The organism is Rhodovastum atsumiense, from assembly GCF_937425535.1.
Taxonomy (GTDB): Bacteria; Pseudomonadota; Alphaproteobacteria; order Acetobacterales; family Acetobacteraceae; genus Rhodovastum; species Rhodovastum atsumiense.
This window is the reverse complement of sequence record NZ_OW485601.1, coordinates 1,799,186-1,822,598: the sequence shown is the minus strand read 5'-3', so window position 1 is coordinate 1,822,598 and position 23,413 is coordinate 1,799,186. Positions and strand designations below refer to the sequence as shown.

Sequence of the window (23,413 nt, the reverse complement as noted above, 5' to 3'; positions counted from 1 at the left end):
GGTCGGGCCACGCCGGGGCCACCCGACCATCGCGCCACGGTCACTCGACGCTTGCGTTGTTCTCCCTCAGAGTGGCAACCCTTCCGGCGATGCTTGCGTCCAATCGCATGTGCCGGGCATTGGCACTGGCCGATCGACCTCGCGGCGGCCCGGCCGGCCGTTCACCGACCGCAGGCGATGGACGCGAGCAAACGAAGGGGGATTCCGCATGACCGACGATGCCAGGCTGGCGGCGCTGCGCGCGCGCTATGCCGATGCCCGCAGCGACCAGACGGATGATCCTGATTTCCGCAAGGCGATCGGCCTGGCCTTCACCGGCGAGAACCGCCGCAGCCTGCCCTTTGCCGGCGTCTCGACCCTGCTTGGCGCGCCGTTCCGGCCGGAAGCGCCGGATCTGCCAGATTTCGGCGGGCTGCAGGTGGCCCTGGTCGGTGTGCCGACCGATCTGGGCGTCACCAACCGCTCGGGCTCCCGGTTTGGCCCGCGCGCCGTGCGCGCCGTCGAGCGGGTCGGCCCGTTCAACCACGCCCTGCGCGTCACGCCGCTGGCGGAACGGCGGGCCGCCGATATCGGCGACGTGCCGTTCCGCGGGCGCTTCAGCCTCGAGGACAACATCGCCGACATCGCCGGCTTCTATGCGCGCCTCGCCGCCGCTGGGGTGGTGCCGCTGTCGGTGGGGGGCGACCATTCCATCACCGGGCCGATCCTGGGGGCGCTCGGGCGCGACCGCCCGGTGGGGCTGGTGCATATCGACGCCCATTGCGACACCTCCGGGCCGCAGGAGGGTACCCGGTTCCACCATGGCGGACCGTTCCGGCAGGCGGTGCTGGAGGGCGTGCTCGATCCCGCGCGCACCATCCAGATCGGCATCCGCGGCTCGGCCGAGATGCTCTACGAGTTTTCCTACGTCTCCGGCATGACGGTGATCCATGCCGAGGATGTCGACACCATGGGCATCGATGCCGTGGCGGCGAAGGCGCGGGAGGTGGTGGGGGACCAGCCCTTCTATATTTCTTTCGACGTCGACGGGCTCGATCCGGCGTTCTGCCCGGGCACCGGCACGCCGGAGGTGGGCGGGCTGACCCCGCGCGAGGCCCAGCGGATCCTGCGCGCGCTTGTCGGGTTGCGCGTGATCGGTGGCGACGTGGTGGAAGTGGCGCCCCAATACGATCCCACAACCGTGACGGCGCAGGTCGCCGCCCAGATGCTGTTCGAGATGTTTTCCCTCGTCGCGCTGGCGCCATAATTACGGCCGTGATGGACACGGTCAATCTGGGGTGGCGGATCTTCTACCGGTTCGGGTTCCGGCTGGCGCGCCTGGCCTGGTGGGTGTGGCGGCCGGCGCATGCGGGCGCGCTGGTGGCGCTGTGGCATGAGGGCAGGCTGCTGGCGGTGCGGCTGAGCTACCGGCCCGGCCTGAACCTGCCGGGCGGCGGCGTCCATCGCGGCGAGGATCCCTGCGCGGCGGCCTGCCGCGAGCTGGAGGAGGAACTCGGCCTGGTGCTGCCCGCCGAGGCGCTGGTGCTGGCCTATGAAAAGCGCGCCCCCTGGGATTTCCGCAAGGAACATGTGCGGGTCTTCGAGGCCCGGCTGGCGGCGGTGCCGCCGTTGCGGCCCGACCGGCGCGAGGTTACCGCGGCCGGGTTCTTCCACCCCGCGCAGGTGCTGGCCGAGGCGACCTCCCCCTTCGTGCGCGGCTATGTCGCGCAGGCGCTGGCACGGCGGGAGCGGCCGGACGGTGATCCGCTGCCCCATCACGCGGCCGTGGCGAGCGGGGCCGCGGCCTCGCCGTGACCGGCGGGGAACCGGGGGGTGTTCAGCCTGGGTTCATCTGCGCCCGGTCACGATCAGCCATGTTCCGTCGCTCTTTTCTCCTGGCCCTGCTGGCGGCAGCTTCTCCGGCCCGTGCGCAGGACGACAGCGATTCCGCCCGGGCCCGTGCCGCGCTGCGTCGCGGCGAGATCCGTCCGCTGGCCGACCTGCTCGACATGGTGGAGGCGCGCTACGACGGTCGCGTCATCGAGACCGAGCTGGAGCAGAGGCATGAGCGCTGGATCTACGAGTTCAAGCTGCTGCCGCAGAGCGGCCGGATGTGCAAGGTGATCGTCGACGCCGCCACCGGCGAGGTGATCGCGACCCGTGGGCCGGCGCGGGAGCGACGCTGATGCGCGTGCTGGTGGTCGAGGACAATGCCGCGCTCGCCGGGCAGACCCGGGGCGCGCTGACGCAGGCCGGCTTCGCCGTGGACCTCGCGCCGGACGGGGAGGAAGGCCAGTTCCTGGGTGAAACCGAGACCTACGACGCCGTGGTGCTCGACCTGGGCCTGCCGAAGCTGGACGGGCTGTCGGTGCTGCGTCGCTGGCGCGCGTCCGGCCGGGCCATGCCGGTGCTGATCCTGACGGCGCGCGGCACCTGGACGGAGAAGGTGGAAGGGTTGAATGCCGGCGCCGATGATTATCTCGCCAAGCCCTTCGCCATGGCCGAGCTGGTGGCGCGGCTGCATGCGCTGATCCGTCGTGCCCATGGCCATGCCCAGCCCGAGATCGCCTGCGGGCCCTTGCGCATCGACATCGCCGGCCAGGCGGTCACGCTGGAGGGGATGCCGGTCCGCCTGACCGCCATGGAGTTCCGCCTGCTCGAATGCCTCGCGCACCATCTCGGCCGGCCGGTTTCCAAGACCCATCTGACCGAGCACCTGTACGCCCAGGATTTCGACCGGGATTCCAATACGATCGAGGTCATCGTCGGACGCCTGCGGCGCAAGCTCGGCGACCCGCTGATCGAGACGGTGCGCGGCCAGGGCTACCGGCTGGTGCCGCCCCTCGCCGCCGGGTGAGGGGGAGGTGATCCGGAAGTTGACGCGGGTGGTTCCTGCGTCGCTGACCGCGCGCCTGTCGCTGCTCACCTGCGCCTGGGTCGCCTGCGGGCTGGTTGCCGCCTGGCTGCTGGTTTCCGGTCAGGCCGCCGCCTATATCGAGCGCGCCTTCGACGAGCGCCTGACCGGCCTGCTGGACGCGGTGGTGGCGGGGACGGACCTGAATGCCGACGGCACGCCGGTGATGCGCGGCCTGGTGTCGGAGCCGCGCTTCGACCGGCCGTTTTCCGGCGTGTACTGGCAGATCGAGGGGCCGGGCGGGCGGATGGCCACCTCGCGCTCGCTGTGGGACCAGATCCTGCCGCGCGAGACGGTGCCGCATGACGAGGTGCTGATGCGCAAGGTGCCTGGCCCGGCCGGCCAGCATCTGCGCATCGCCGAGCGCGACATCGCCCTCGCCGAGGAAGGCGGCCGCCTGCGGGTGCTGGTGGCGATGGCGCATGACGAGACCTATCACGAGATCCGGCGGCTGCGCGGCGGGCTCGCGGTCGGCTTTGCCCTGCTCGGGGCGGGGCTGGTGGTGGGCACGGCGTTGCAGGTATCGTTGCTGCTGGCCCCGCTGCGCCGGTTGCGCCGCGCCGTCGCCGACCTGCGCGCCGGCCAGCGCGGCCGGCTGGAACTCACCGCCGGGGCGGAGGTGCAGCCGCTGATCGGCGAAATCGACGCATTGGTGGCGCAGAACCGGGCTACGGTCGAACGCGCGCGCGGCCATATCGGCAATCTGGCGCATGCGCTGCGCACCGATCTCGCGGTGATGCGCAACGCGTTGGAAGCACCTGACGGTACGGATCTTGCTTTAATTCGTCATCAGCTCGCTGCCACCGAGCGCCTCGTCCAGCATCACCTGGCCCGCGCCCGCACCGCGGCGCTGACCGGGGCAACCGCCGAGGACGTGCCTGTGCGCGCGGTGGTAGAAGAACTTTCGGTTGTACTGCGACGCCTGTTTGCCGCCCGTGGGATGCAGATCAGGGTCGACGGGGATGGAGAGTTGCGCGCCCGGTGCGAACGGCAGGATCTGGCGGAGATGCTGGGCAACCTGATGGAGAATGCCTGCAAATGGGGCCGCACTTTGGTGACGGTAACAGTGGCATACGCACCCGCACAGGTGCTAGTCGAGGTATCCGACGACGGGCCCGGCCTTCCGGAGCAGGAGATCCCGCAAGCATTGTCCCGCGGTGGCCGGTTGGACGAGGCTGCCCCTGGCACCGGCCTCGGACTGGCCATCGTCGCGGATCTCGCCTTGCTCTATGGCGGTGCCCTCAGCCTGGGCCGTGCCACGCTCGGAGGTTTGCGGGCGGGGCTTTCCTTGCCGGCTGCACCTGCGATCGGAACGCCGCGCCGTCCGGGCGGTGAAAATTGAAGCTTTCCCTGCCACGGATGCCTACAAAGACCTTCAAAGACCAGAGCGCTTGCAAGGAAGAGAGACGGCACATTGATTTCTGCCACAGCGACCGAACGGACTGACCCAGCATGAATGATCAGCCCCATTCCGCCAACGTCACTCTCCCGCGTGACGAGGATGTCGGCCGCCTGCGTGCCGCGATCCTGGAGAAGCTTGCCTATACCATAGGCAAACGGCGTGTGACCGCCAATGACCATGACTGGTTTGTCGCCACCGCGCTCGCCGTGCGCGACCGCGTCGTGGATGGCTGGATGGCCAGCATCGAGCAGGCCTACCGGCAGGAAGAACGGCGTGTCTACTACCTGTCACTCGAATTCCTGGTCGGCCGCCTGCTGTTCGACAACATGCAGGGGCTCGGCCTGACCGAGACCGTGCGCGCGGCGCTGTCCGGGCTTGGCGTGGACCTCGACCGCCTCGCCCAGCTCGAGCCCGATGCGGCGCTGGGCAATGGCGGCCTGGGCCGTCTTGCCGCCTGCTACATGGAAAGCATGGCCTCGGTGGGCATTCCCGCCCATGGCTACGGCATCCGCTACGAACACGGGCTGTTTCGCCAGGTCATCGTCAATGGCTGGCAGCACGAATATCCCGAGGAGTGGCTCTCCGCCGGCAATCCCTGGGAGTTCCACCGCCCGGAGGTGGTGCACGAGATCGGTTTCGGCGGCACGGTGCATGCCGTCCCGGTGGCCGGCCACATGGTGCGCCAGGTCTGGCATCCGGCCGAGAAGATCGAGGCGGTGGCTTACGATACGCCCGTGGTGGGCTGGCGCGGCCGACGCGTCAACACGCTGCGGCTGTGGTCGGCACGGCCGGCCGATCCGCTGCGGCTCGATACCTTCAACCTCGGCGATCACGCCGGCGCGCTGGTTGACCAGATCCGCGCCGAATCAATCTCGAAGGTGCTTTATCCGAGCGACGAGAGCCTGGCCGGCCAGGAATTGCGGCTGCGGCAGGAATACTTCTTCGCCTCCGCCTCGTTGCAGGATCTGGTGCGGCGGCATGTCGGTGCATCCGGCGACATCCGCACCCTGCCCGACAAGGTGGCGATCCAGCTGAACGACACCCATCCGGCGATCGGCGTCGCCGAGATGATGCGCATCCTGGTCGATCTGCACGACATCCCCTGGGATGAGGCGTGGCGGATGACGCAGGCGATCTTCTGCTACACCAATCACACCCTGTTGCCGGAGGCGCTGGAAAGCTGGCCGGTGGTGCTGATGGAGCGGCTGCTGCCGCGCCACATGCAGATCATCTACCTGATCAACGCCCTGCATCTCGACCGCGTCCGCGCCGCCGCCCCCGGCGACGAGGCGGTGCTCTCGCGGGTCTCGCTGATCGAGGAGAACCACGACCGGCGCGTGCGCATGGGCCATCTCGCCTTCGTCGGCTCGCGCCGCATCAACGGCGTGTCGGCGCTGCACACCGATCTGCTGAAGGAAACGGTCTTCCACGATCTCAACACGCTGCTGCCCGGGCGGATCGTCAACAAGACCAACGGCATCACCTTCCGCCGCTGGCTGCAGCAGGCCAATCCGCGGCTGACCGGTCTGCTGGTGGACACGATCGGCCCGGACGTGCTGGACCGGCCCGAGATCGCGCTGGAACGGCTGGAGCCGCTGGCCGAGGATGCCGGCTTCCGCCGCGACTTCGCCGCTGCCCGGCGCGCCAACAAGCAGGCGCTGGCTACGCTGATCCGCGAAAGGCTGGAGCTGCGGGTCGATCCGGATGCGATGTTCGACGTGCACATCAAGCGCATCCACGAGTACAAGCGCCAGCTGCTGAACATCCTCGAAACCATCGCGCTCTATTATTCCATCCGCGCGCAGCCGACGCGCGACTGGGCGCCACGGGTGAAGATCTTCGCGGGCAAGGCGGCGGCGAGCTATCACCGGGCCAAGCTGATCATCAAGCTCGCCCATGACGTGGCCCGCGTCGTCAACACCGATCCCACGGTGCGCGACCGGCTCAAGGTGGTGTTCCTGCCCAATTACGGTGTCAGCCTGGCCGAGTCGATCATCCCGGCGGCCGATCTTTCCGAGCAGATCTCCACGGCGGGCATGGAGGCCTCGGGCACCGGCAACATGAAGCTTGCGTTAAATGGCTCGCTGACCATCGCCACGCTCGACGGTGCCAATGTCGAGCTGCGCGAGCATGTGGGCGAGGACAATATCTTCATCTTCGGCCTCACCACCGAGGAAGTGGAGGCACGGCGGCGCCAGGGCATCAGCGCCGAAGCGGCGATCGCCGCCTCGCCGCGGCTGGCCGAGGTGCTGGGCGCGATCGAATCCGGCCTGTTCTCCCCGGATGAACGTGATCGCTACCGCGATCTGGTGTCGACTCTGCGCCATCACGACCACTTCATGGTCTGCGCGGATTTCGAATCATATTGCCAGATGCAATCATACCTGCATGGTCTTTGGCGCGAGCCTGAGGCATGGTGGCGCAAGAGTATCTTGAATGTGGCCCGGGTCGGGTGGTTTTCCTCCGACCGGGCAATCCGGGAGTATGCGGATGACATCTGGCGCGTGCCTGTCCTTCCCCAGTAGCACGCAGGCCGGTTCGGCAGCGTGGCATGCTGCCGAGCCCGATGTCATTGCCCTGGTCGCCGGGCGACATGGCGATCCCTTCGCCGTCCTGGGCCCGCACCGCACCCCCGCAGGGGTGGCGCTGCGGGCCTTCGTCCCCGGGGCGGAAGAGGTCGAGGCGTTGCTGCCGGGCCAGCGCAGCCCGGTGAAGCTGCAATTGCGCCACGAGGCGGGCTTCTTCGAGGCGAAGCTGCCGGGCAACCCTCCGGACCCCGGCTACCGGCTGCGTGCGAGGAACGCCCAGGCCACCTGGGAGTTCATCGATCCCTATGCGTTCGAGCCCATCCTTGGGCCGCTCGATGACCATCTCCTGGTCGAAGGCACGCATCGCAGCCTCTATGAGCGCCTCGGCGCGCATGTGCTGACCCACCAGGGCGTCGAGGGCGTGCATTTCGCGGTCTGGGCCCCGAACGCCGCCGTGGTGTCGGTGGTGGCGGATTTCAATTTCTGGGACGGCCGCCGCAACCCGATGCGGAAACGTATCGACAGCGGGTTGTGGGAGATCTTCATCCCCAGCCTGGGCGAAGGATCGGCCTACAAGTTCCGCATCCTCTCGCGCGACGGCGTGGAAATGCCGCTGAAGGCCGATCCTTTCGGCTTCTCGGCCGAATTGCGTCCGGCCACCGCCTCGGTGGTGGCGCGCACCGATCATTTCACCTGGACCGACGACGCCTATCTGCAGGCGCGTCACCGGCTCGATCCGCGGCGCGCGCCGATCTCGGCGTATGAAGTGCATCTTGGCTCGTGGCGGCGCGGCCCGGACGGACGCTTCCTGACCTGGGACGAACTGGCCGACACGCTGGTGCCCTATGCCGCGGATCTCGGCTTCACCCATCTGGAACTGCTGCCGATCACCGAGCACCCGCTCGATGCCTCCTGGGGCTACCAGCCGGTCGGCATGTTCGCGGTCACGCGCCGCTTCGGCCCGCCCGAGGGTTTCGCCCGTTTCGTCGATCGCGCCCATGCCGCCGGCCTCGGTGTGATCCTCGACTGGGTGCCGGCGCATTTCCCCACCGACGAACACGGCCTTGGCTGGTTCGATGGTTCGCCATTGTATGAACATGCCGATCCGCGCCGGGGGCGGCACGAGGAATGGGGCACGGCGATCTTCGATTATGGCCGGCGCGAGGTGTCCGCCTACCTGATCGCGAGCGCGCTCTACTGGCTCGACCGTTTCCATGTGGATGGGCTGCGGGTCGATGCCGTGGCCTCGATGCTGTATCTCGACTATTCGCGCCGGCCGGGTGAATGGCTGCCCAATCCGGACGGGTCGAACGACAACAAGGATGCCGTCGCCTTCCTGCAGCGCATGAACGCCGCGGTCTATGGCGCCCATCCGGGGGCCTTTACGGCGGCCGAGGAATCCACTGCCTGGGCCGGCGTCACCCTGCCCACCGATGTCGGCGGACTGGGCTTCGGCCTGAAGTGGAACATGGGCTGGATGCACGACACGCTGGACTACATGTCGCTCGAGCCCGTGCATCGTGCCTGGCATCACGACCGCATCACCTTCGGCCTGCTCTACGCCCATAGCGAGAACTTCGTGCTGCCGCTCTCGCATGACGAGGTGGTGCACGGGAAACGCTCGATCCTCGGCCGCATGCCCGGCGATGACTGGCAGCGCTTCGCCAATCTGCGGTCGCTGTATGCGATGATGTGGAGCTATCCCGGCAAGAAGCTGCTGTTCATGGGCCAGGAATTCGGCCAGTGGCGCGAATGGGACCATGCCGGCCAGCTCGACTGGAACCTGCTGGACTATCCGTTCCATGTCGGGGTGCAGAAGCTGATCCGCGACCTCAACCGGCATTATCGCGCCGTCGCCGCGCTGCATGCGCGCGATTGCGAGGGCGAGGGATTCCGCTGGCTGGTGGTGGACGACAACACCCAGTCCGTGTTTGCCTGGGCACGCCTGGCGCCGAATGCCCCGCCGCTGGTCTGCATCGCCAATCTCACGCCGGTGCCGCGTTCCGGCTATCGGGTGGGCCTGCCGCTGCCGGGCCGCTGGCGCGAGGTTTTGAACACCGACGCAACGGACTATGGTGGTTCCGGGGTCGGGAATCTCGGCTTCGTTGAGGCGGAGGAGCAAAGCGCGCATGGGATGCCAGCCTCGGCGGAACTGACGCTTCCACCGCTCGCGACATTGTGGATTGTCCCTGACCCGGACTAGACGGCGCGGCCGCTCAGGCCATTTGCTATCATTCGAGACCAGACGTCCGTGCGTGGCCCGTGGCGGCCGCCCGGATCCAGCAGCGGAGTGTAGGGGGATGTCCATGGCGGGACAGGGCAGGCGGCCTTCGACGACTGCCCCGATAGCACGTACGGCCATGGCCTATGTGCTCGCGGGCGGACGTGGCAGCCGGTTGCTCGAACTGACCGACCGGCGCGCCAAGCCCGCGGTCTATTTCGGCGGCAAGTCGCGCATCATCGACTTCGCGCTGTCGAACGCGCTGAATTCGGGCATCCGTCGCATCGGCGTCGCCACCCAGTACAAGGCGCACAGCCTGATCCGGCACATGCAGCGCGGCTGGAACTTCTTCCGTCCCGAGCGTAACGAGAGCTTCGACATCCTGCCGGCCAGCCAGCGCATGGATGACGAGAACTGGTATGCCGGCACCGCCGATGCGGTCTACCAGAACATCGACATCATCGACCCCTACCAGACCGAGCACATCGTCATCCTCGCCGGTGACCACATCTACAAGATGGACTACGAGAAGATGCTGCAGCAGCATGTCGAGCAGCAGGCCGACGTCACCGTCGGCTGCCTCGAAGTGCCGCGCATGCAGGCCACCGGCTTCGGGGTGATGCATGTGGACGAGACCGCCCGCATCATCGACTTCGTCGAAAAGCCCGCCGATCCGCCGGCGATGCCGGGCCGGCCCGACACCGCGCTGGCCAGCATGGGCATCTACGTCTTCAACACGCGGTTCCTGTTCGACCAGTTGCGGCGCGACGCCGCCGACAAGAACTCCAACCGCGATTTCGGCAAGGACATCATCCCGTACATCGTCAGGAACGGGAAAGCGGTCGCGCATTACTTCTCCCGCTCCTGCGTCCGTTCCGGTACCGAGTCCGAGGCCTACTGGCGCGACGTCGGCACGGTCGACGCCTACTGGGAAGCCAATATCGACCTGACCGCCGTGGTGCCCGCCCTCGATCTCTATGATCGCAACTGGCCGATCTGGACGTACGGCGAGATCACCCCGCCGGCCAAGTTCGTGCATGACCAGGAAGGCCGGCGCGGCAGCGCGGTTTCCTCGCTGGTCTCGGGCGGTTGCATCGTGTCCGGCGCCACCCTGAACCGCACGCTGCTGTTCACCGGGGTGCGGGTGCATTCCTATGCCAAGGTGGACAGCTCGGTCATCCTGCCCGAAGTGGACATCGGCCGGCATGCCCGGCTGCGTAACGTCGTGGTCGATCATGGCGTGCGCATCCCACCCGGGCTTGTGGTGGGCGAGGATCCCGAGCGCGACGCCCGTTATTTCCGCCGCACCTCGCGCGGCATCTGCCTGATCACCCAGGCCATGATCGACCGGATGACCGCGTGAGCGCGCTCTCCGTTCTTTCGGTCGCTTCCGAGGCCTTCCCGCTGGTCAAGACCGGCGGCCTCGCGGATGTGGTCGGTGCCCTGCCGGCGGCCCTGGCGGCTGAGGACGTGCAGGTCTGCACGATGCTGCCCGGCTACCCCGCCGTGATGGATGCACTGACCGAGGCGAACGAAGTCTTCGCCTACGCCGATATGTATGGCGCGCCGGCGAGGGTGTTGCGCGGCCGGGCTGCCGGGCTCGACCTGATCGTGCTGGACGCGTCGCATCTGTACCTGCGCGTGGGCAACCCCTATCTGGGTCCCGATCGCCGTGACTGGTCGGACAATTCCGTGCGCTTCGCCGCGCTCTCCGGCGTGGCCGCCGAGGTCGCCGCCGGGCGGGCGGGCCTGCCCGCCGCCGATGTTGTGCATGCGCATGACTGGCAGACCGGGCTCGTGCCCGCCTATCTGCGCTACCGCGGCGGCCCGCCCGCGGTGATGACGGTGCACAACCTGGCTTTCCAGGGCCAGTTCGGGCCCGGATTGTTTCCGACGCTGGGGCTGCCGCCGCAGGCCTGGTCGGTCGAGGGCGTCGAATATTACGGCGATGTCGGCTACCTGAAGGCCGGGCTGTCGCTGGCCGACGCGGTCACCACCGTCTCGCCCACCTACGCTGCGGAGATCCGTACCTCCGCGGGCGGGATGGGGCTCGACGGGCTGCTGCGTGCGCGCGGCAACCGGCTGGTCGGCATCCGCAACGGCATCGACGTCACGGTCTGGGACCCGGCCACCGATCCGCTGCTGCCGGCCGTATTCGAGGTCGGGCAGCTGAGCGGGCGGAGCCTGTGCAAGGCGGCGCTGCAGGCCCGGCTCGGTCTCGCCCGCGATCCGGACGCGTTGGTTTATGGCGTGGTCAGCCGCCTGACCTGGCAGAAGGGCATGGACCTGCTGCTGCAGTCGCTGCCGGCGCTGCTGGAGGGCGGAGGGCAATTGGCCGTGCTGGGTAGCGGTGAACGTTGGATGGAGGAGGGCTTCGCCCATGCGTCGCGGGTCCATCCGGGCCGTGTCGGCTGCATGTTCGGCTATGACGAAAGCCTCGCCCACCAGATCCAGGCCGGGTCGGATGCATTGCTGGTGCCGTCACGCTTCGAGCCCTGTGGCCTCACCCAGCTTTGTGCCCTGCGCTACGGCGCGCTGCCGGTGGTGGCCCGGGTCGGCGGCCTCGCCGACACCGTGGTCGATGCCAACGAGATGGCGCTGCAGGCCGGCGCCGGCAGTGGCGTGATGTTCGCCCCCGGCCAGCAGGAGATGCTGGAAGCCGCGCTGCACCGGACCGCGGAACTCTGGCGCGATCGCGCCCTCTGGCGTCAGCTCCAGCGCAACGCCATGCGCACCGACGTGTCCTGGGAGCGTCCGGCCGCCCGCTACGCCGCGCTCTTCCGCGACGTGGCGGGGCACGGAACCCTCTCGCGCGCCGCATGATCGCGGAAGGGCGCCCCGAACCGCTCGGCGTGGTTCCGGAAGAGGACGGGGTCAATGTCGCCGTCTTCTCCGCGCATGCCGAGGCGGTTGAGATCTGCCTCTTCGATGCGACGGGGGAGATCGAACTGGCCCGGCTGCGCCTGCCCGGCCGCACCGGCGCCGTGTTCCACGGCTATCTTCCCGGCGTGGCCCCCGGTGCCCGCTACGGGCTGCGGGTGCACGGGCCGTGGCAGCCGGCGCAGGGGCACCGGTTCAACCCGGCGAAGCTGCTGCTCGATCCGCATGCCGCCGCGATCGATCGTCCGTTCCGGCTCGATCGCGCGCTGTTCGACCCACCCGATGCGGCGCGTCCCGATCCGATCGACAGCGCCCCGGTGATGCCCAAGGGCATCGTGCTGCCACCGCCCGATCCCATCGCCCCGCGCCCGCCCTTCGACTGGAGCCGGGCGGTCATCTACGAACTGCATGTCCGCGGCTTCACCATGCGCCATCCGGACATCCCGGTGGAGCAGCGCGGCACCTTCGCGGGGCTGGCCCATCCGGCGGCGATCGCGCATCTGCGGCGGCTCGGCGTCACCGCGGTCGAACTGCTGCCCTCGGCCGCCTGGATCGACGAGCGGCATCTGCCGGCGCTCGGCCTGACGAATTACTGGGGCTACAACCCGGCGAGCTTCCTCGCCCCCGATCCGCGCCTCGCCCCTGGCGGCTGGGCGGAGGTGCGTTCGGCGGTGGCGGCGCTGCAGCAGGCCGGCATCGCCGTGCTGCTGGACATCGTGCTGAACCATACCGGCGAGAGCGACCGGCTCGGCCCGACCGTGTCGCTGCGCGGGCTCGATCACGCCACCTATTACCGGCTCGCGACCGACGATCCCGGCCGCTGCGTCGACGATACCGGCTGCGGCAACGCCCTCGCGGTCGATCGCCCGCCGGTGATGCGCCTAGCCATGGACGCGCTGCGCTGCTGGGCGCTGCGCGCGGGGGTGGACGGGTTCCGCTTCGATCTGGCCGCCACGCTCGGCCGCCGGCCCGGCGGCTTCGATCCGGCCGCGCCGCTGCTCGACGCGATCGCGCAGGATCCGCTGCTGCGCGGTCTGGTGCTGATCGCCGAGCCCTGGGATCTCGGCCCCGGTGGCTACCGGCTCGGCGCCTTCCCCCCGACCTGGGGCGAGTGGAACGACCGATTCCGCGACGGCATAAGGCGGTTCTGGCGCGGCGATGCCGGCATGCTCGGCGAACTCGCCACCCGCGTCGCCGGCAGCGCCGATTTCTTCCCCCCGCCACGGCCGGTCTCGCGCAGCATCAACTTCGTTACCGCGCATGACGGCTTCACCCTGGCCGATCTGGTCGCCTACACGGTCAAGCGCAACACGCCGAACGGCGAGGGCAACCGCGACGGCACCAACAACAGCTTTTCCTGGAATTGCGGCATCGAGGGGCCGACCGACGATCCCTCGGTGCGTGCCGCCCGTGTCCGCGACGCCCGCGGCCTGCTGACCACGCTGCTGTTCGCGCGCGGCACGCCGCTGATCTCCATGGGCGACGAGGCCGGCCGCACCCAGCACGGCAACAACAACGCCTATGCCCAGGACAATGCCGGCTCCTGGTTCGACTGGGAGGGCATGGACGAGCCCCTGGTGGCCTTCACCGCGGCGCTGATCCAGGCCCGGCAGGACTGCCCGGCGCTGCGGGCGGCGCAGGCGCTGACCGGGCGTTCCCCGGATGGCAACGGCCTGCCCGACGTGATCTGGCGCACCGCGCGCGGCCAGCAGATGACCTCGGCGCGCTGGCAGGACCCGTCCAACCGCACCCTGGTCGCCGTGCTCTACACCCCGGCCACCCCGACCGAGGCGGCCGACCGCGTGCTGCTGGTGCTGCATGCCGGCACCGAAGCGGAAACCATCGCGCTGCCGAGCCCACGTGCCGGCTTCGCCTGGTACCTGCTGACCGACAGCGGCAGCGGCGAGGTCGGCGGCGTCGGCGCGGGCGAGGCGATCGATCCACTGCCGATCGGCCCGCGGTCGGCGGTGCTGCTGCGCGAGCTGCCGGCGCCGCGCCGGCGCAGCATCGACGACACCGAGGCGCTGCACCGGCTCGGCCGTGCCGCCGGCATCGCGCCGGAGTGGTGGGATGTCGAGGGGCGCCGCTACGTGGTCAACGAGGACACCACGCGGGCGCTGCTGCAGGCGATGCGCCTGCCGGCGGGCAATCCCGGCGAGGTCATCGACAGCCTGGGGCTGCTCTCCGAGGACATGGGGCGCAAGTTGCCGCCGGCGCTGGTGGTGCGGGCCGGCGAGCCGGTGACGCTGCGCCTGGGCCCGGCCGTCCCCTGGGGGCGGCTGCGGCTGCTGGTCGAGCGCGAGGATGGCGCCCAGGTTCCCCTGGCCGTCGCCGCGACCGAGGGCGTGGCCGAGCCGCTTCCTACCCCGGATGGGCGCGTGCTGGTGACGCGGCGCGTGGCGCTGCCGCCGCAGCCGATCGGGCGGCACCTGATCCGCATCGACGGCGAGCCTGATGGCGCGTGCTGCCGGCTGACGGTGGCCCCGCCGCGCTGCCACCTGCCGCCGCTGCTGCGCGCCGGCAACCGCGTGTTCGGCGTTGCCGCCCAGCTCTATTCGCTGCGCCGCGCCGGCGGCGACCAGGGCGTGGGCGACTACACCGCGCTCGCCCGGCTTGCCCGAGAGGCGGGACGGGAAGGGGCCTCGGTGATCGGCCTCAATCCGCTGCACACGCTGTTCCGTCACGACCGGATGCGGGCGAGCCCGTACCACCCCTGCGACCGCCGCTTCCTCGACGCGATGCCGATCGACGTCGCCGTGCTGCCGGTGCCGCCGGATGCCGTGCGCACCCGCACCGCCCTCGCCGGCGCGGCGCCCGCCTTCGCGAAACTGTCCGAGGTGTCGCTGGTCGACTACCCGGCGGTCTGGGAAGCCAAGCAGCGCGTGCTGGAAGCGGCCTTCGCCGATTTCCAGGCGCGGGAAACCGCCGCCCCCACTGATCCGCTGGTGCAGGATTTCGCCCGGTTCGTGGCCGAGGGCGGCACCGAGCTGCAGGATCTCGCCCGCTTCGAGGCGATCACCGAGCTGCGCGGCAGCTCACACTGGCAGGTCTGGCCGGCCGAGTTGCGCGATCCGCGCAACCCGTCGGTGGCCGCCGCGGCGCCGTCCGAGCGGGTGCGGTTCGGCTGCTTCCTGCAATGGGTCGCCGATCGCCAGCTTGCCGCCGCCGCGGCTGCCGCGCGGACCGCCGGCATGCCGCTGGGCTTCTATCGTGACCTCGCGGTGGGGGCGGCCCCCGACGGCGCCGAGGCATGGTCGGCCGGGGCGTCGTTGATGGACCGGGTCTCGGTCGGCGCTCCGCCCGATCCCTTCGCGCCGCAGGGCCAGGTCTGGGGCCTGCCGCCACCCGACCCAAGGGCGATGCGGGAAAGCGGATACGCCGCCTTCGCCCGGCTGCTGCGCGCCAACATGCGGCACGCCGGTGCGCTGCGCATCGACCATGTCATGGGGCTTGCCCGGCTGTTCATCGTGCCGGACGGTGCCCCCGGCCATGACGGCGCCTATGTCGCCTATCCCTTTGACGACCTGCTCGGCGAAGTGGCGCTGGAGAGCGTGCGCAACAACTGCCTGGTGGTGGGCGAGGATCTCGGCACGGTGCCGGAAGGCATCCGCGAGCATCTCGGCGGCGCCGACGTGCTGTCCTACCAGGTGCTCCGCTTCGCCCGCGAAGGGGCGGGGCTGCGGCCGCCAGGGCGCTATCCGGTGAACGCCGCCGCCTGCGCGGCCACCCACGACCTGCCGACGCTCGCGGGCTGGTGGAGCGGCACCGACATCCTGGAACGCCGCGCGCTGGGCCTGCTCAGCGCTGCCGGGGCCGATGGCGCCGCCCGGGCGCGGGCGCTGGAAAAGGCCGAGCTGCTGGTGTTGCTGCGGGCCGAAGGGCTGGAGATCGGCAGCGGCGCGGTCGACGAGCCGATGACCGAGCTGCTGATGGCGTCGATCCATGCCCTGCTGGCGCGCACGCCATGCCGGCTGGTGCTGGTGCAGGCCGACGACCTCGTGGGCGAGCTGACCGCGGTCAACCTGCCCGGCACCGACCGGGAGCGGCCGAACTGGCGTCGCCGCCTGCGGCTTGGGGTGGAAACGCTGTGTGGCGCAGCGCCTTCGGTGTTGGCCGCGCTGCGGCGGCGGGAGGTGGCGCCGGCCCGGCGAGCCAGCCCGCCGGCGGGGCCGGTGGGGGACAGCGGCCGGCACGGATAAGGCAAGGGCTCCGCCCTTGACCCGCCAAGGGCCACAAGGCCCTTGGATCCCATAAGCGCTGCGCGGCACAGAGTCATGGGTTCCAAGGGCTTTGCCCTTGGTGGAGGTGCAGGAGGCGAAGCCTCCTGCCGGGGCCGGGGCAGCGCCCCGGAGACTATTCCAGTGTCGCGTCCAGCGTGATCTCGGCGTTCAGCACCCGCGACACCGGGCATCCGGCCTTGGCGCGTTCGGCGATCTCGCGGAACTGCGCCGCATCGATGCCCGGCACCTTGCCGTGCAGTACCAGCCGGGAGCTGGCGATCCGCCAGCCTTCGCCTTCCTGTTCCATGGTCAGCGTCGCCTCGCAGCGCAGCGTTTCCGGCTGGTGTCCGGCGCCGCCGAGCTGGAAGGCCAGGGCCATGCAGAAGCAGCCGGCATGGGCCGCCGCGATCAGTTCCTCGGGGTTGGTGCCCTGGCCGTCGCCGAAGCGGGCGACGAAGGAGTAGGGCGTTTCCTTCAGGGTGGCGCTCGGCGTGGTCAGGGTACCTTTGCCGTCCTTGCCGGTGCCATTCCAGACGGCGCTGGCGTGACGTTTGATGGCCATGGGTTCTTCTCCCCTTGTTGCGCGTCCGCGTGAGGCGCGACGCTACTCCAACCCGTGATCGTGGTGGAGGTCACGTGACGACGGCGCGAGTGTCGTCAGCGAAACGGTGGTTCGTCGAAGCTGCGCAGCTTGCGTGAATGCAGGGACCCGATCTGTCCGCGCAGGATGTCGAGCGCCGCCAGGCCGATCTTCAGGTGCTCGCCGACGGCGCGCTGGTAGAATGCGGTGGCGGCGCCGGGCAGCTTGATCTCGCCGTGCAGCGGCTTGTCGGAGATGCAGAGCAGCGTGCCGTAGGGCACCCGCAGCCGGTAGCCCTGGGCGGCGAGCGTGCCGGATTCCATGTCGACCGCGATGGCGCGGGAGAGATTGATGCGCCGCCGTTCCTGGGACCAGCGCAGTTCCCAGTTGCGGTCGTCGTAGGTCACGACGGTGCCGGTGCGCAGCCGCTTCTTCAGCGCCTCGCCGCGTTCGCCGGTGACCTGCGCCGCCGCCTCCTGCAGGGCCACCTGCACTTCCGCGAGCGCCGGGATCGGCACTTCCGGCGGCACCAGGTCGTCGAGGATGCGGTCCCGCCGCAGATAGGCATGCGCCAGGACATAGTCGCCGATCACCTGCGACTGCCGCAGCCCGCCGCAATGCCCCACCATCAGCCAGCAATTCGGCCGCAGCACGGCGAGGTGGTCGGTGATGTTCTTGGCGTTCGAGGGGCCGACGCCGATGTTGATGATGGTGACGCCGCCGGCATCGTCGCGCCGCGTCAGGTGGTAGGCGGGCATCTGGAAGCGGGTCCAGGGCGCCGCCGCCACCAGCGCATCGGCCGCGGCCGCGTCGAGCCCGGGGCGCACCACGCCACCGCCCGGCAGCACCAGGCTGTCGTACGGGCTGTCCGGATTGGCCAGTTCCTCGAGCGCCCAGCGCACGAACTGCTCGACATAGCGTTGGTAGTTGGTCAGCAGGATCCAGGGCTGGACAAGGCGCCAGTCGGTGCCGGTGTAGTGCACCAGGCGCCGCAGCGAGTAATCCACCCGCACCGCGTCGAACAGGGCGAGCGGTCGCGGCTGCCCCTGTTCGAAGGCCCACAGCCCGTCGGCGACCTCGTCGCCCACGGCGGAGAGCAGCGGGGTTGGGAAGTGCCGTGCGAGTTCGCCGGTGGCGACTTCGCCGCGGGCCTCGTCGCCGAGTTCCAGCACATAGGGATAGGGAATTTCCTGCGCGCTGTCGCCGACCGCGATGGTCGCGCCGAATTCCTCGACCAGCGGCCCGAGCTGGTCGAGCAGGTAGCGACGGAAGAAGCCTGGCTGGGTCACGGTGGTGCCGTAGCTGCCCGGCCCCTGGAACTTCGCCCAGGCACGCCGGGTGAAGGGGATATTCCCCGTCGGCGTCCAGGTTACGCGCAGTTCGGGGTAGCGGAACCGGGTCCGTTCCGTGGGTGTGGGAGGGGTTCCGGTGCGGATGAACCGCTCGAGCGCGGCTCGCAGCGCCGCGGTGGCGCCGGCGTGCCGGGCCTCGAGCAGATCGACGGCCTGTTCGGGGCTGAGCGAGGGGGGAGGCGGTTCGGTCATGGCAAGGGCTCTCGACAGGCGCGGAAAGAAGGGGAGTACCACTGCGGCAACATGGGATGTCATGTAGTGCGGCGCGGCGGTTGATCCATGTGCGCCCGCGCTTGCTCAGCGGTGGTCAGCCGTGTCGAGGCGCGCAGGCGCCGCGCGAGGGGCGCCTGCGGCGGTGATCATGCCATGATGTCGGGGGTCCAGCGCAGCAACGGCGCGGCGGCCAGGGCCGCTTCCAGCGGGGCGCCGTTGCGGTCGATGCGGGCGGCCAGTCTCTCGCCGAAAGGTGGCTCGGTCAGCAGGTCACGCCAGCCTGCGGGCAGGGCGGATCGATCGAAGCGGGCAAATCGCTCTTCGGTCGCAAGGAAGACGGACTCACGGTCCATCGCCTCGATCCGCAATCGGGATATCCTGGACATTGGTTCGCTCCCACCGAGATGATTGTCTGTGTTCCGATCCTGGCCAGGCGAACCACCTGACCAAGATCTTCAGATCTCTATAATAGTGCTTCTTTGTTGGGCGTTGACCGAAGTCAATACCTTTAATTATATGTTTGTGAACTATTTTGAAATTTATGAAAAAGTTTGGTCATCACTGAAGTTGGGCGGTGGGACTGATCGGGCCGTCGTCCGGCCGTGCGTCTATTCGCCGATGATTTTCACCAGCACCCGCTTGGCGCGCCGCCCGTCGAACTCGCCGTAGAACACCTGCTCCCACGGGCCGAAATCGAGCCGTCCGGCGGTGATGGCGATCACGACTTCCCGCCCCATCACCTGACGCTTGAGATGGGCGTCCGCGTTGTCCTCGCCGGTGCGGTTGTGATGATAGGTGGACGGCGAGGCATCGAAGGGGGCCAGGCGTTCCAGCCAGCGCCGGTAATCCGCATGCAGCCCCGGCTCGTCGTCGTTGATGAAGACGGACGCGGTGATGTGCATGGCATTGCACAGCAGCAGCCCTTCCTGCACCCCGCTGCGGGCCACGAGTTGCTCCAGCCGGTCGGTGATGTTCACGAATCCCATTCGCTCGGGGACGGTGAAGGTCAGGTACTCCGTCAGCGCTTTCATGCCGTGGTTCTCTCGTGCTCGCGCGGCGCGGGAAGCTGCCGCCAGGGGATGGGAAAGGACCACGATGCAAAGCCGGTCCCTGACAGGCAATGGCCGTCATGAGGCGCTCTTCCGGCAGCGCGGCCTCATCCCGAAACGACGGGGCCGGCAATTGTCCCAGCCAGGCTTTCACTGTCGGGTTTCGTTCATTTAATTGGCGCAGTGTATCGAAACGAACAATTGGCGAAATGGCGAATGTCGCTGGACGAGAACAGATGATTGGCGTTATGTGCTCACGTTCCGCCAGCACATGGCAGTTTCGCGTCTTCATGCCGGACACGTTTGCACCCACGCACCGGCATATCATTCAACTGTTAAATGCAACTTCAAGGTGCTATTCAGTCCCCGCTAAGCTTTCCCTGTCATTGAAACAAAGCTCGCGCGCACAGGTAGCCGATACCCCCTCGCCATGACGAAGATCATCAGTTGGAATCTCCTGCGCCTGACCGGTGCGTCCGTGGACGAGATCGTGAACCTGATCCGGCGGGAGCGGCCGGATCTCCTGCTGATGCAGGAAGCCACCCAGGATATCCGCCAGTTGCCCGAGCGGATCGGTGGATTTTATGCGCATGCCTTTCTGCCCGGCCGCATCCATGGGCTGGCGATGTGGAGTCCGAAGGCCCCGCTGCAACCCCCCGTGGTCATGCCGATTCCCCCCGGAGCCTTGATCGACCGCGTCAGCATGATCGTCGACCTCGGCGATTTCGCCATCGCGAATGTGCATCTCTCGCATGGCCAGGTGCTCAACCGCCGGCAATTGCGGCGCATCGCCCGGGAATTGCCGCTGAATGCCGCCGTCATCGGCGATTTCAACCTGATCGGGCCGTGCCTGCTGCCGGGATTCCATGATGTCGGCCCGCGCCGGCCGACGCATGTGGCGGGGGACATCGTGCCGCTGCGAATCGACCGCTGCCTGATCCGGGGCCTGCATTGCAGTGCCGCGGAAGCCTTGCCCCGTGCCTCCTCCGATCACCGGCCCATCATGGTCCGGCTGGAAGCCGCCAGCCACCACATGCTGGCCGCTGCCTGAGGGCGGCCAGGGAGCGTTTCAGAACGGCCGTCGCGCCCTGAGCGCCGCCGCCAGCGTGCCATCGTCCAGCACGTCGAGTGCCCCCCCGATCGGCACCCCCTGAGCCACCCGGGTGATCGTCACCCCGGTCGGCCGCAGCCGTTCCGTCAGCCAATGGGCGGTGGTGGCGCCGTCCACGGTGGCGCCGAGCGCGAGAATCACCTCCCGCACCTCGTCCCCCTCGATCCGCCCGAGCAGCGGTGCCAGGTTCAGGTCTTCCGGCCGGGTGCCGGCCAGCGCCGAGAGCGTGCCGCCGAGCACGTGGTAGATCCCGCGATGCACATGCGCGCGTTCCAGCGCCCACAGGTCGCCCACGCCCTCCACCACGCAGATGGTGGCATGGTCGCGGTGCGGATCGTCGCAGATCGAGCACGGATCACGGCTGTCGAGATTGCCGCAGAGGCGGCAGGGTTTCACCGCACGGGCCGCCTCGGTCAGCGCCGTGGCGAGGGGCAGCATGCGGGATTCCGGGTGTTGCAGCAGGCGCAGGGCGGCACGGCGGGCGCTGCGGGGCCCCAGGCCCGGCAGCTTCGCCAGCAATCCGATCAGCCGTTCGATCTCGGGACCGCCCATCGCCGCGGCGAGGCCGGGATCAGAAGGGCAGCTTCATCCCGCCCGGCAGGCTCAGCCCGCCCGTGACCTTCTGCATCTCGGCGGCCGCGGCGGCCTCGATCTTGCGGCGGGCGTCGGCGTGGGCGGCGACGATCAGGTCCTGCAGCATTTCCATCTCGGCCGGGTCGGCGAGCTTCGGGTCGATCTTGACCCCGCGCATCTCGCCCTTGCCGTTGAGGGTGATGGTGACCATGCCGGCGCCCGCGGTGCCTTCGAGCGTCATGCTCTCCAGCGTCGCCTGCATCTCCTCCATCTTCTTCTGCATCTGGCTGGCCTGCTTCATCAGGCCGGCGATGTTCTTCATCTTTCAGGTCTCCCATTCCTCGGGGGGGCCATCCGCGAACCCGGCGTCCGCGGGGGCGAATTCCAGATCGTCGGTGAATTCCGCCTCGCCGCCCAGCACCGGTTCGGCGGCGGGGTCCTGTGCGGTTAATCCATACGCGTCGGCACGGGTGTCATGCACGGCCTCGATGCGCGCGCCGGGGAATGTTTCCAGGATGGCGCGCACCAGCGGGTGGGCGGCGGCGGCGCTGCGGCGGGCGGCCTCGGCGGCGCTGCCCTGTTCGCCCAGGGTCGGCTCGCCCTCGGTGGTGGACAGGGCGATGGTCCAGCGCGTGCCGGTCACCTCGGTCAGCAGCGCGCCGAGCCGCGCCGCCAGGTCGCGAGGGGCGTCCGGCTCCGGGCGCAGCTCGATCACCGGCGGGGCGAAGCGCACCAGGTGCATGGAATGCACCAGATGCGCGTGCAGCATGATGTCCTGTCGCTCGGCGACCAGGGCGGCCACGTCGCGGAAGGAGGCCAGCCGCGGCGCCCCGGCCGGTACCGTCGCCCCGACCATGCCGCCATTGGCCACCGCGCGGACGCCGCCATGGCCGCCTTGCGGCACGCCCGGCCCCGGTCCGCCGGCGGGCGGGGTCTCGGTGAGGCGCCGGACCAGCTCGCCCGGCGGCGGCAGCTCGGCGACGTAGCACAGTCGGATCAGCACCATCTCGGCGGCGGCGCGGCGGTCCGGGGCCGCTTCCACCTCGGCGATGCCCTTCAGCAGCATCTGCCAGGCCCGGCCCAGCGTGGCCATGGACAGGTGCTCGGCCAGGGCGGTGCCGCGGGTGCGTTCGGCTTCCGGCAGGTCGGGCGAGTCGCGCAGGGCCGGCACCGCGCGCAGGCGGGTCAGGGTATGGACCAGCTCCAGCAGGTCCTGCAGCAGCACGCCGAGATCGGCGCCATGGGCGTGCGCCCGGTCGGTGATCGCCAGCACCTCGGCGGGACGGCCGGCCATCACCGCCTCAAACAGGTCGAACACCGCGGCGCGGTCGGCGAGCCCCAGCATGTCGGCGACGGCGGCGGCGCTGATCGGCACGTCCGGCTGCCCCTGTGCGATCGCCTGATCCAGCAGCGACAGCCCGTCGCGCGCCGAGCCGTCGGCCGCGCGCGCGATCAGCGCCAGCGCTTCCGGATCGGCCGCCACGCCTTCCTTCTCCGCGATCCGGGCGAAATGCGCGGCCAGCTCGGCGGTGCCGATGCGGCGCAGGTCGAAGCGCTGGCAGCGCGACAGCACCGTCACCGGCACCTTGCGGATCTCGGTGGTGGCGAACACGAACTTCACGTGCGGCGGCGGTTCCTCCAGCGTCTTCAGCAACGCGTTGAACGCGTTGCGGCTGAGCATGTGGACCTCGTCGATGATGAAGACCTTGGCGCGCGCCTGCATCGGGCGGAAGCGGGTGGCCTCGATGATCTCGCGCACGTCCTCGACCCCGGTGCGGGAGGCGGCGTCCATCTCCTGCACGTCGGGATGGCGGTCGGCCAGGATCGCCTGGCAGTCGGGGCAGACGCCGCACGGATCGGCGGTCGGTCCGCCCGTGCCGTCGGGTCCGGTGCAGTTGAGCGCGCGGGCGATGATGCGGGCCGTGGTGGTCTTGCCCACCCCGCGCACCCCGGTGAGCATGAAGGCATGCGCCACGCGCCCCATGGCAAAGGCGTTGCGCAGCGTGCGCACCATCGCTTCCTGCCCGACCATGTCGGCGAAGCTGGTGGGCCGGTATTTCCGGGCGAGCACGCGATAGGGCGTGGCGGCCGGGGCGGGGACGGGCGCCTCGGGCAGCGCGTCGCCGAACAGGCCCGGGCTGGATGGCGCCGGGGGTGGCGGCAACGCGTCGGGCGCGTCTTGTCCCGTGGGCGGGTCGTCCTGGAACAGGCCGGACATGCGCGGCGCCAAGCTCCGGCCGCCGCGGCGGCGCTGGGTAAGGGATAGGGTGGGAGGCCGGACAGACGACCCGAGCGAAAACTCGTTGCGGCTGCTTCCTTCCGGACCTGACCGGGTTGGCGAGGCGCCCGTCCGCCCGCCGACCTCCCGGAAACACATATCATCCATCCCGC

Annotated in this window: 18 protein-coding genes and 1 other RNA gene; 11 read left to right on the top strand and 8 right to left on the bottom strand. The window is 69.5% G+C overall.

What is annotated here, in order from left to right; genetic code table 11:
• Positions 1–208: 208 nt before the first annotated feature.
• The 10 genes from NBY65_RS08150 to glgX all read left to right on the top strand — a co-directional run bounded on the left by NBY65_RS08150 (position 209) and on the right by glgX (position 16,123).
• A complete protein-coding gene (locus NBY65_RS08150; RefSeq protein ID WP_150040529.1) occupies positions 209–1,246 on the top strand; it encodes an agmatinase in 1,038 nt (345 codons plus the stop codon).
• 11 nt (positions 1,247–1,257) lie between these two features.
• Positions 1,258–1,794, top strand: a complete 537-nt coding sequence (locus tag NBY65_RS08145) for an NUDIX domain-containing protein (RefSeq protein WP_150040528.1) — start codon at positions 1,258–1,260, stop codon at positions 1,792–1,794.
• Between the two features lie 59 nt (positions 1,795–1,853).
• Positions 1,854–2,165, top strand: a complete 312-nt coding sequence (locus tag NBY65_RS08140; protein WP_150040527.1) for a PepSY domain-containing protein — start codon at positions 1,854–1,856, stop codon at positions 2,163–2,165.
• Positions 2,165–2,836: a response regulator transcription factor gene (locus NBY65_RS08135; RefSeq protein WP_150040526.1), complete on the top strand. Its 672-nt coding sequence runs from the start codon at positions 2,165–2,167 to the stop codon at positions 2,834–2,836. The genes NBY65_RS08140 and NBY65_RS08135 overlap by 1 nt, the downstream gene beginning before the upstream one ends.
• Before the next feature lie 7 nt (positions 2,837–2,843).
• Positions 2,844–4,235, top strand: a complete 1,392-nt coding sequence (locus NBY65_RS08130; protein WP_150040525.1) for a sensor histidine kinase — start codon at positions 2,844–2,846, stop codon at positions 4,233–4,235.
• Positions 4,236–4,345: 110 nt separating this feature from the next.
• On the top strand, positions 4,346–6,820 hold the full coding sequence (locus tag NBY65_RS08125; RefSeq protein WP_150040524.1) for a glycogen/starch/alpha-glucan phosphorylase: 2,475 nt from the start codon (positions 4,346–4,348) through the stop codon (positions 6,818–6,820).
• Positions 6,786–9,026, top strand: coding sequence for a 1,4-alpha-glucan branching protein GlgB (glgB, locus tag NBY65_RS08120; protein ID WP_150040523.1), 2,241 nt, complete (start codon positions 6,786–6,788; stop codon positions 9,024–9,026). Before NBY65_RS08125 ends, glgB begins: the two co-directional genes overlap by 35 nt.
• 97 nt (positions 9,027–9,123) lie before the next feature.
• A complete protein-coding gene (glgC, locus tag NBY65_RS08115) occupies positions 9,124–10,407 on the top strand; it encodes a glucose-1-phosphate adenylyltransferase (RefSeq protein ID WP_456312273.1) in 1,284 nt (427 codons plus the stop codon).
• Positions 10,404–11,867, top strand: a complete 1,464-nt coding sequence (gene glgA / locus NBY65_RS08110) for a glycogen synthase GlgA (protein ID WP_150040522.1) — start codon at positions 10,404–10,406, stop codon at positions 11,865–11,867. Before glgC ends, glgA begins: the two co-directional genes overlap by 4 nt.
• Positions 11,864–16,123: a glycogen debranching protein GlgX gene (gene glgX, locus NBY65_RS08105; RefSeq protein WP_150040521.1), complete on the top strand. Its 4,260-nt coding sequence runs from the start codon at positions 11,864–11,866 to the stop codon at positions 16,121–16,123. The genes glgA and glgX overlap by 4 nt, the downstream gene beginning before the upstream one ends.
• A 154-nt stretch (positions 16,124–16,277) precedes the next feature.
• Here glgX and NBY65_RS08100 read toward each other — a convergent pair whose 3' ends face one another.
• From NBY65_RS08100 to NBY65_RS08085, 4 genes are all read right to left on the bottom strand, one after another.
• Positions 16,278–16,706: an OsmC family protein gene (locus NBY65_RS08100; protein WP_150040520.1), complete on the bottom strand. Its 429-nt coding sequence runs from the start codon at positions 16,704–16,706 to the stop codon at positions 16,278–16,280.
• 95 nt (positions 16,707–16,801) lie between these two features.
• Complete coding sequence (locus NBY65_RS08095) at positions 16,802–18,268, bottom strand: AMP nucleosidase (protein ID WP_150040519.1); 1,467 nt, start codon at positions 18,266–18,268, stop codon at positions 16,802–16,804.
• 167 nt (positions 18,269–18,435) lie between these two features.
• The gene (locus NBY65_RS08090; protein ID WP_150040518.1) at positions 18,436–18,675 is read right to left on the bottom strand and encodes a hypothetical protein; all 240 of its coding nucleotides are present in this window, start codon (positions 18,673–18,675) and stop codon (positions 18,436–18,438) included.
• A gap of 222 nt (positions 18,676–18,897) precedes the next feature.
• Positions 18,898–19,320, bottom strand: coding sequence for a secondary thiamine-phosphate synthase enzyme YjbQ (locus tag NBY65_RS08085; RefSeq protein ID WP_150040517.1), 423 nt, complete (start codon positions 19,318–19,320; stop codon positions 18,898–18,900).
• A gap of 448 nt (positions 19,321–19,768) precedes the next feature.
• Here NBY65_RS08085 and NBY65_RS08080 point away from each other — a divergent pair, with 448 nt between their 5' ends.
• The gene (locus tag NBY65_RS08080; protein WP_150040516.1) at positions 19,769–20,389 is read left to right on the top strand and encodes an endonuclease/exonuclease/phosphatase family protein; all 621 of its coding nucleotides are present in this window, start codon (positions 19,769–19,771) and stop codon (positions 20,387–20,389) included.
• 18 nt (positions 20,390–20,407) lie between these two features.
• Here the strand turns inward: NBY65_RS08080 and recR are convergent, their stop codons facing one another.
• The 4 genes from recR to ffs form a co-directional block, all read right to left on the bottom strand.
• Entirely contained in the window at positions 20,408–21,001 is a 594-nt protein-coding gene (recR, locus tag NBY65_RS08075; RefSeq protein ID WP_150040515.1) for a recombination mediator RecR, read from the bottom strand.
• A gap of 19 nt (positions 21,002–21,020) precedes the next feature.
• Positions 21,021–21,344 (bottom strand): YbaB/EbfC family nucleoid-associated protein, encoded by a 324-nt coding sequence (locus tag NBY65_RS08070; RefSeq protein ID WP_150040514.1) that lies wholly within the window; start codon positions 21,342–21,344, stop codon positions 21,021–21,023.
• Between the two features lie 3 nt (positions 21,345–21,347).
• The gene (locus tag NBY65_RS08065; protein WP_150040513.1) at positions 21,348–23,240 is read right to left on the bottom strand and encodes a DNA polymerase III subunit gamma/tau; all 1,893 of its coding nucleotides are present in this window, start codon (positions 23,238–23,240) and stop codon (positions 21,348–21,350) included.
• Positions 23,241–23,290: 50 nt separating this feature from the next.
• Positions 23,291–23,387, bottom strand: an RNA gene (gene ffs, locus NBY65_RS08060) — signal recognition particle sRNA small type.
• Between the last annotated feature and the right edge of the window lie 26 nt (positions 23,388–23,413).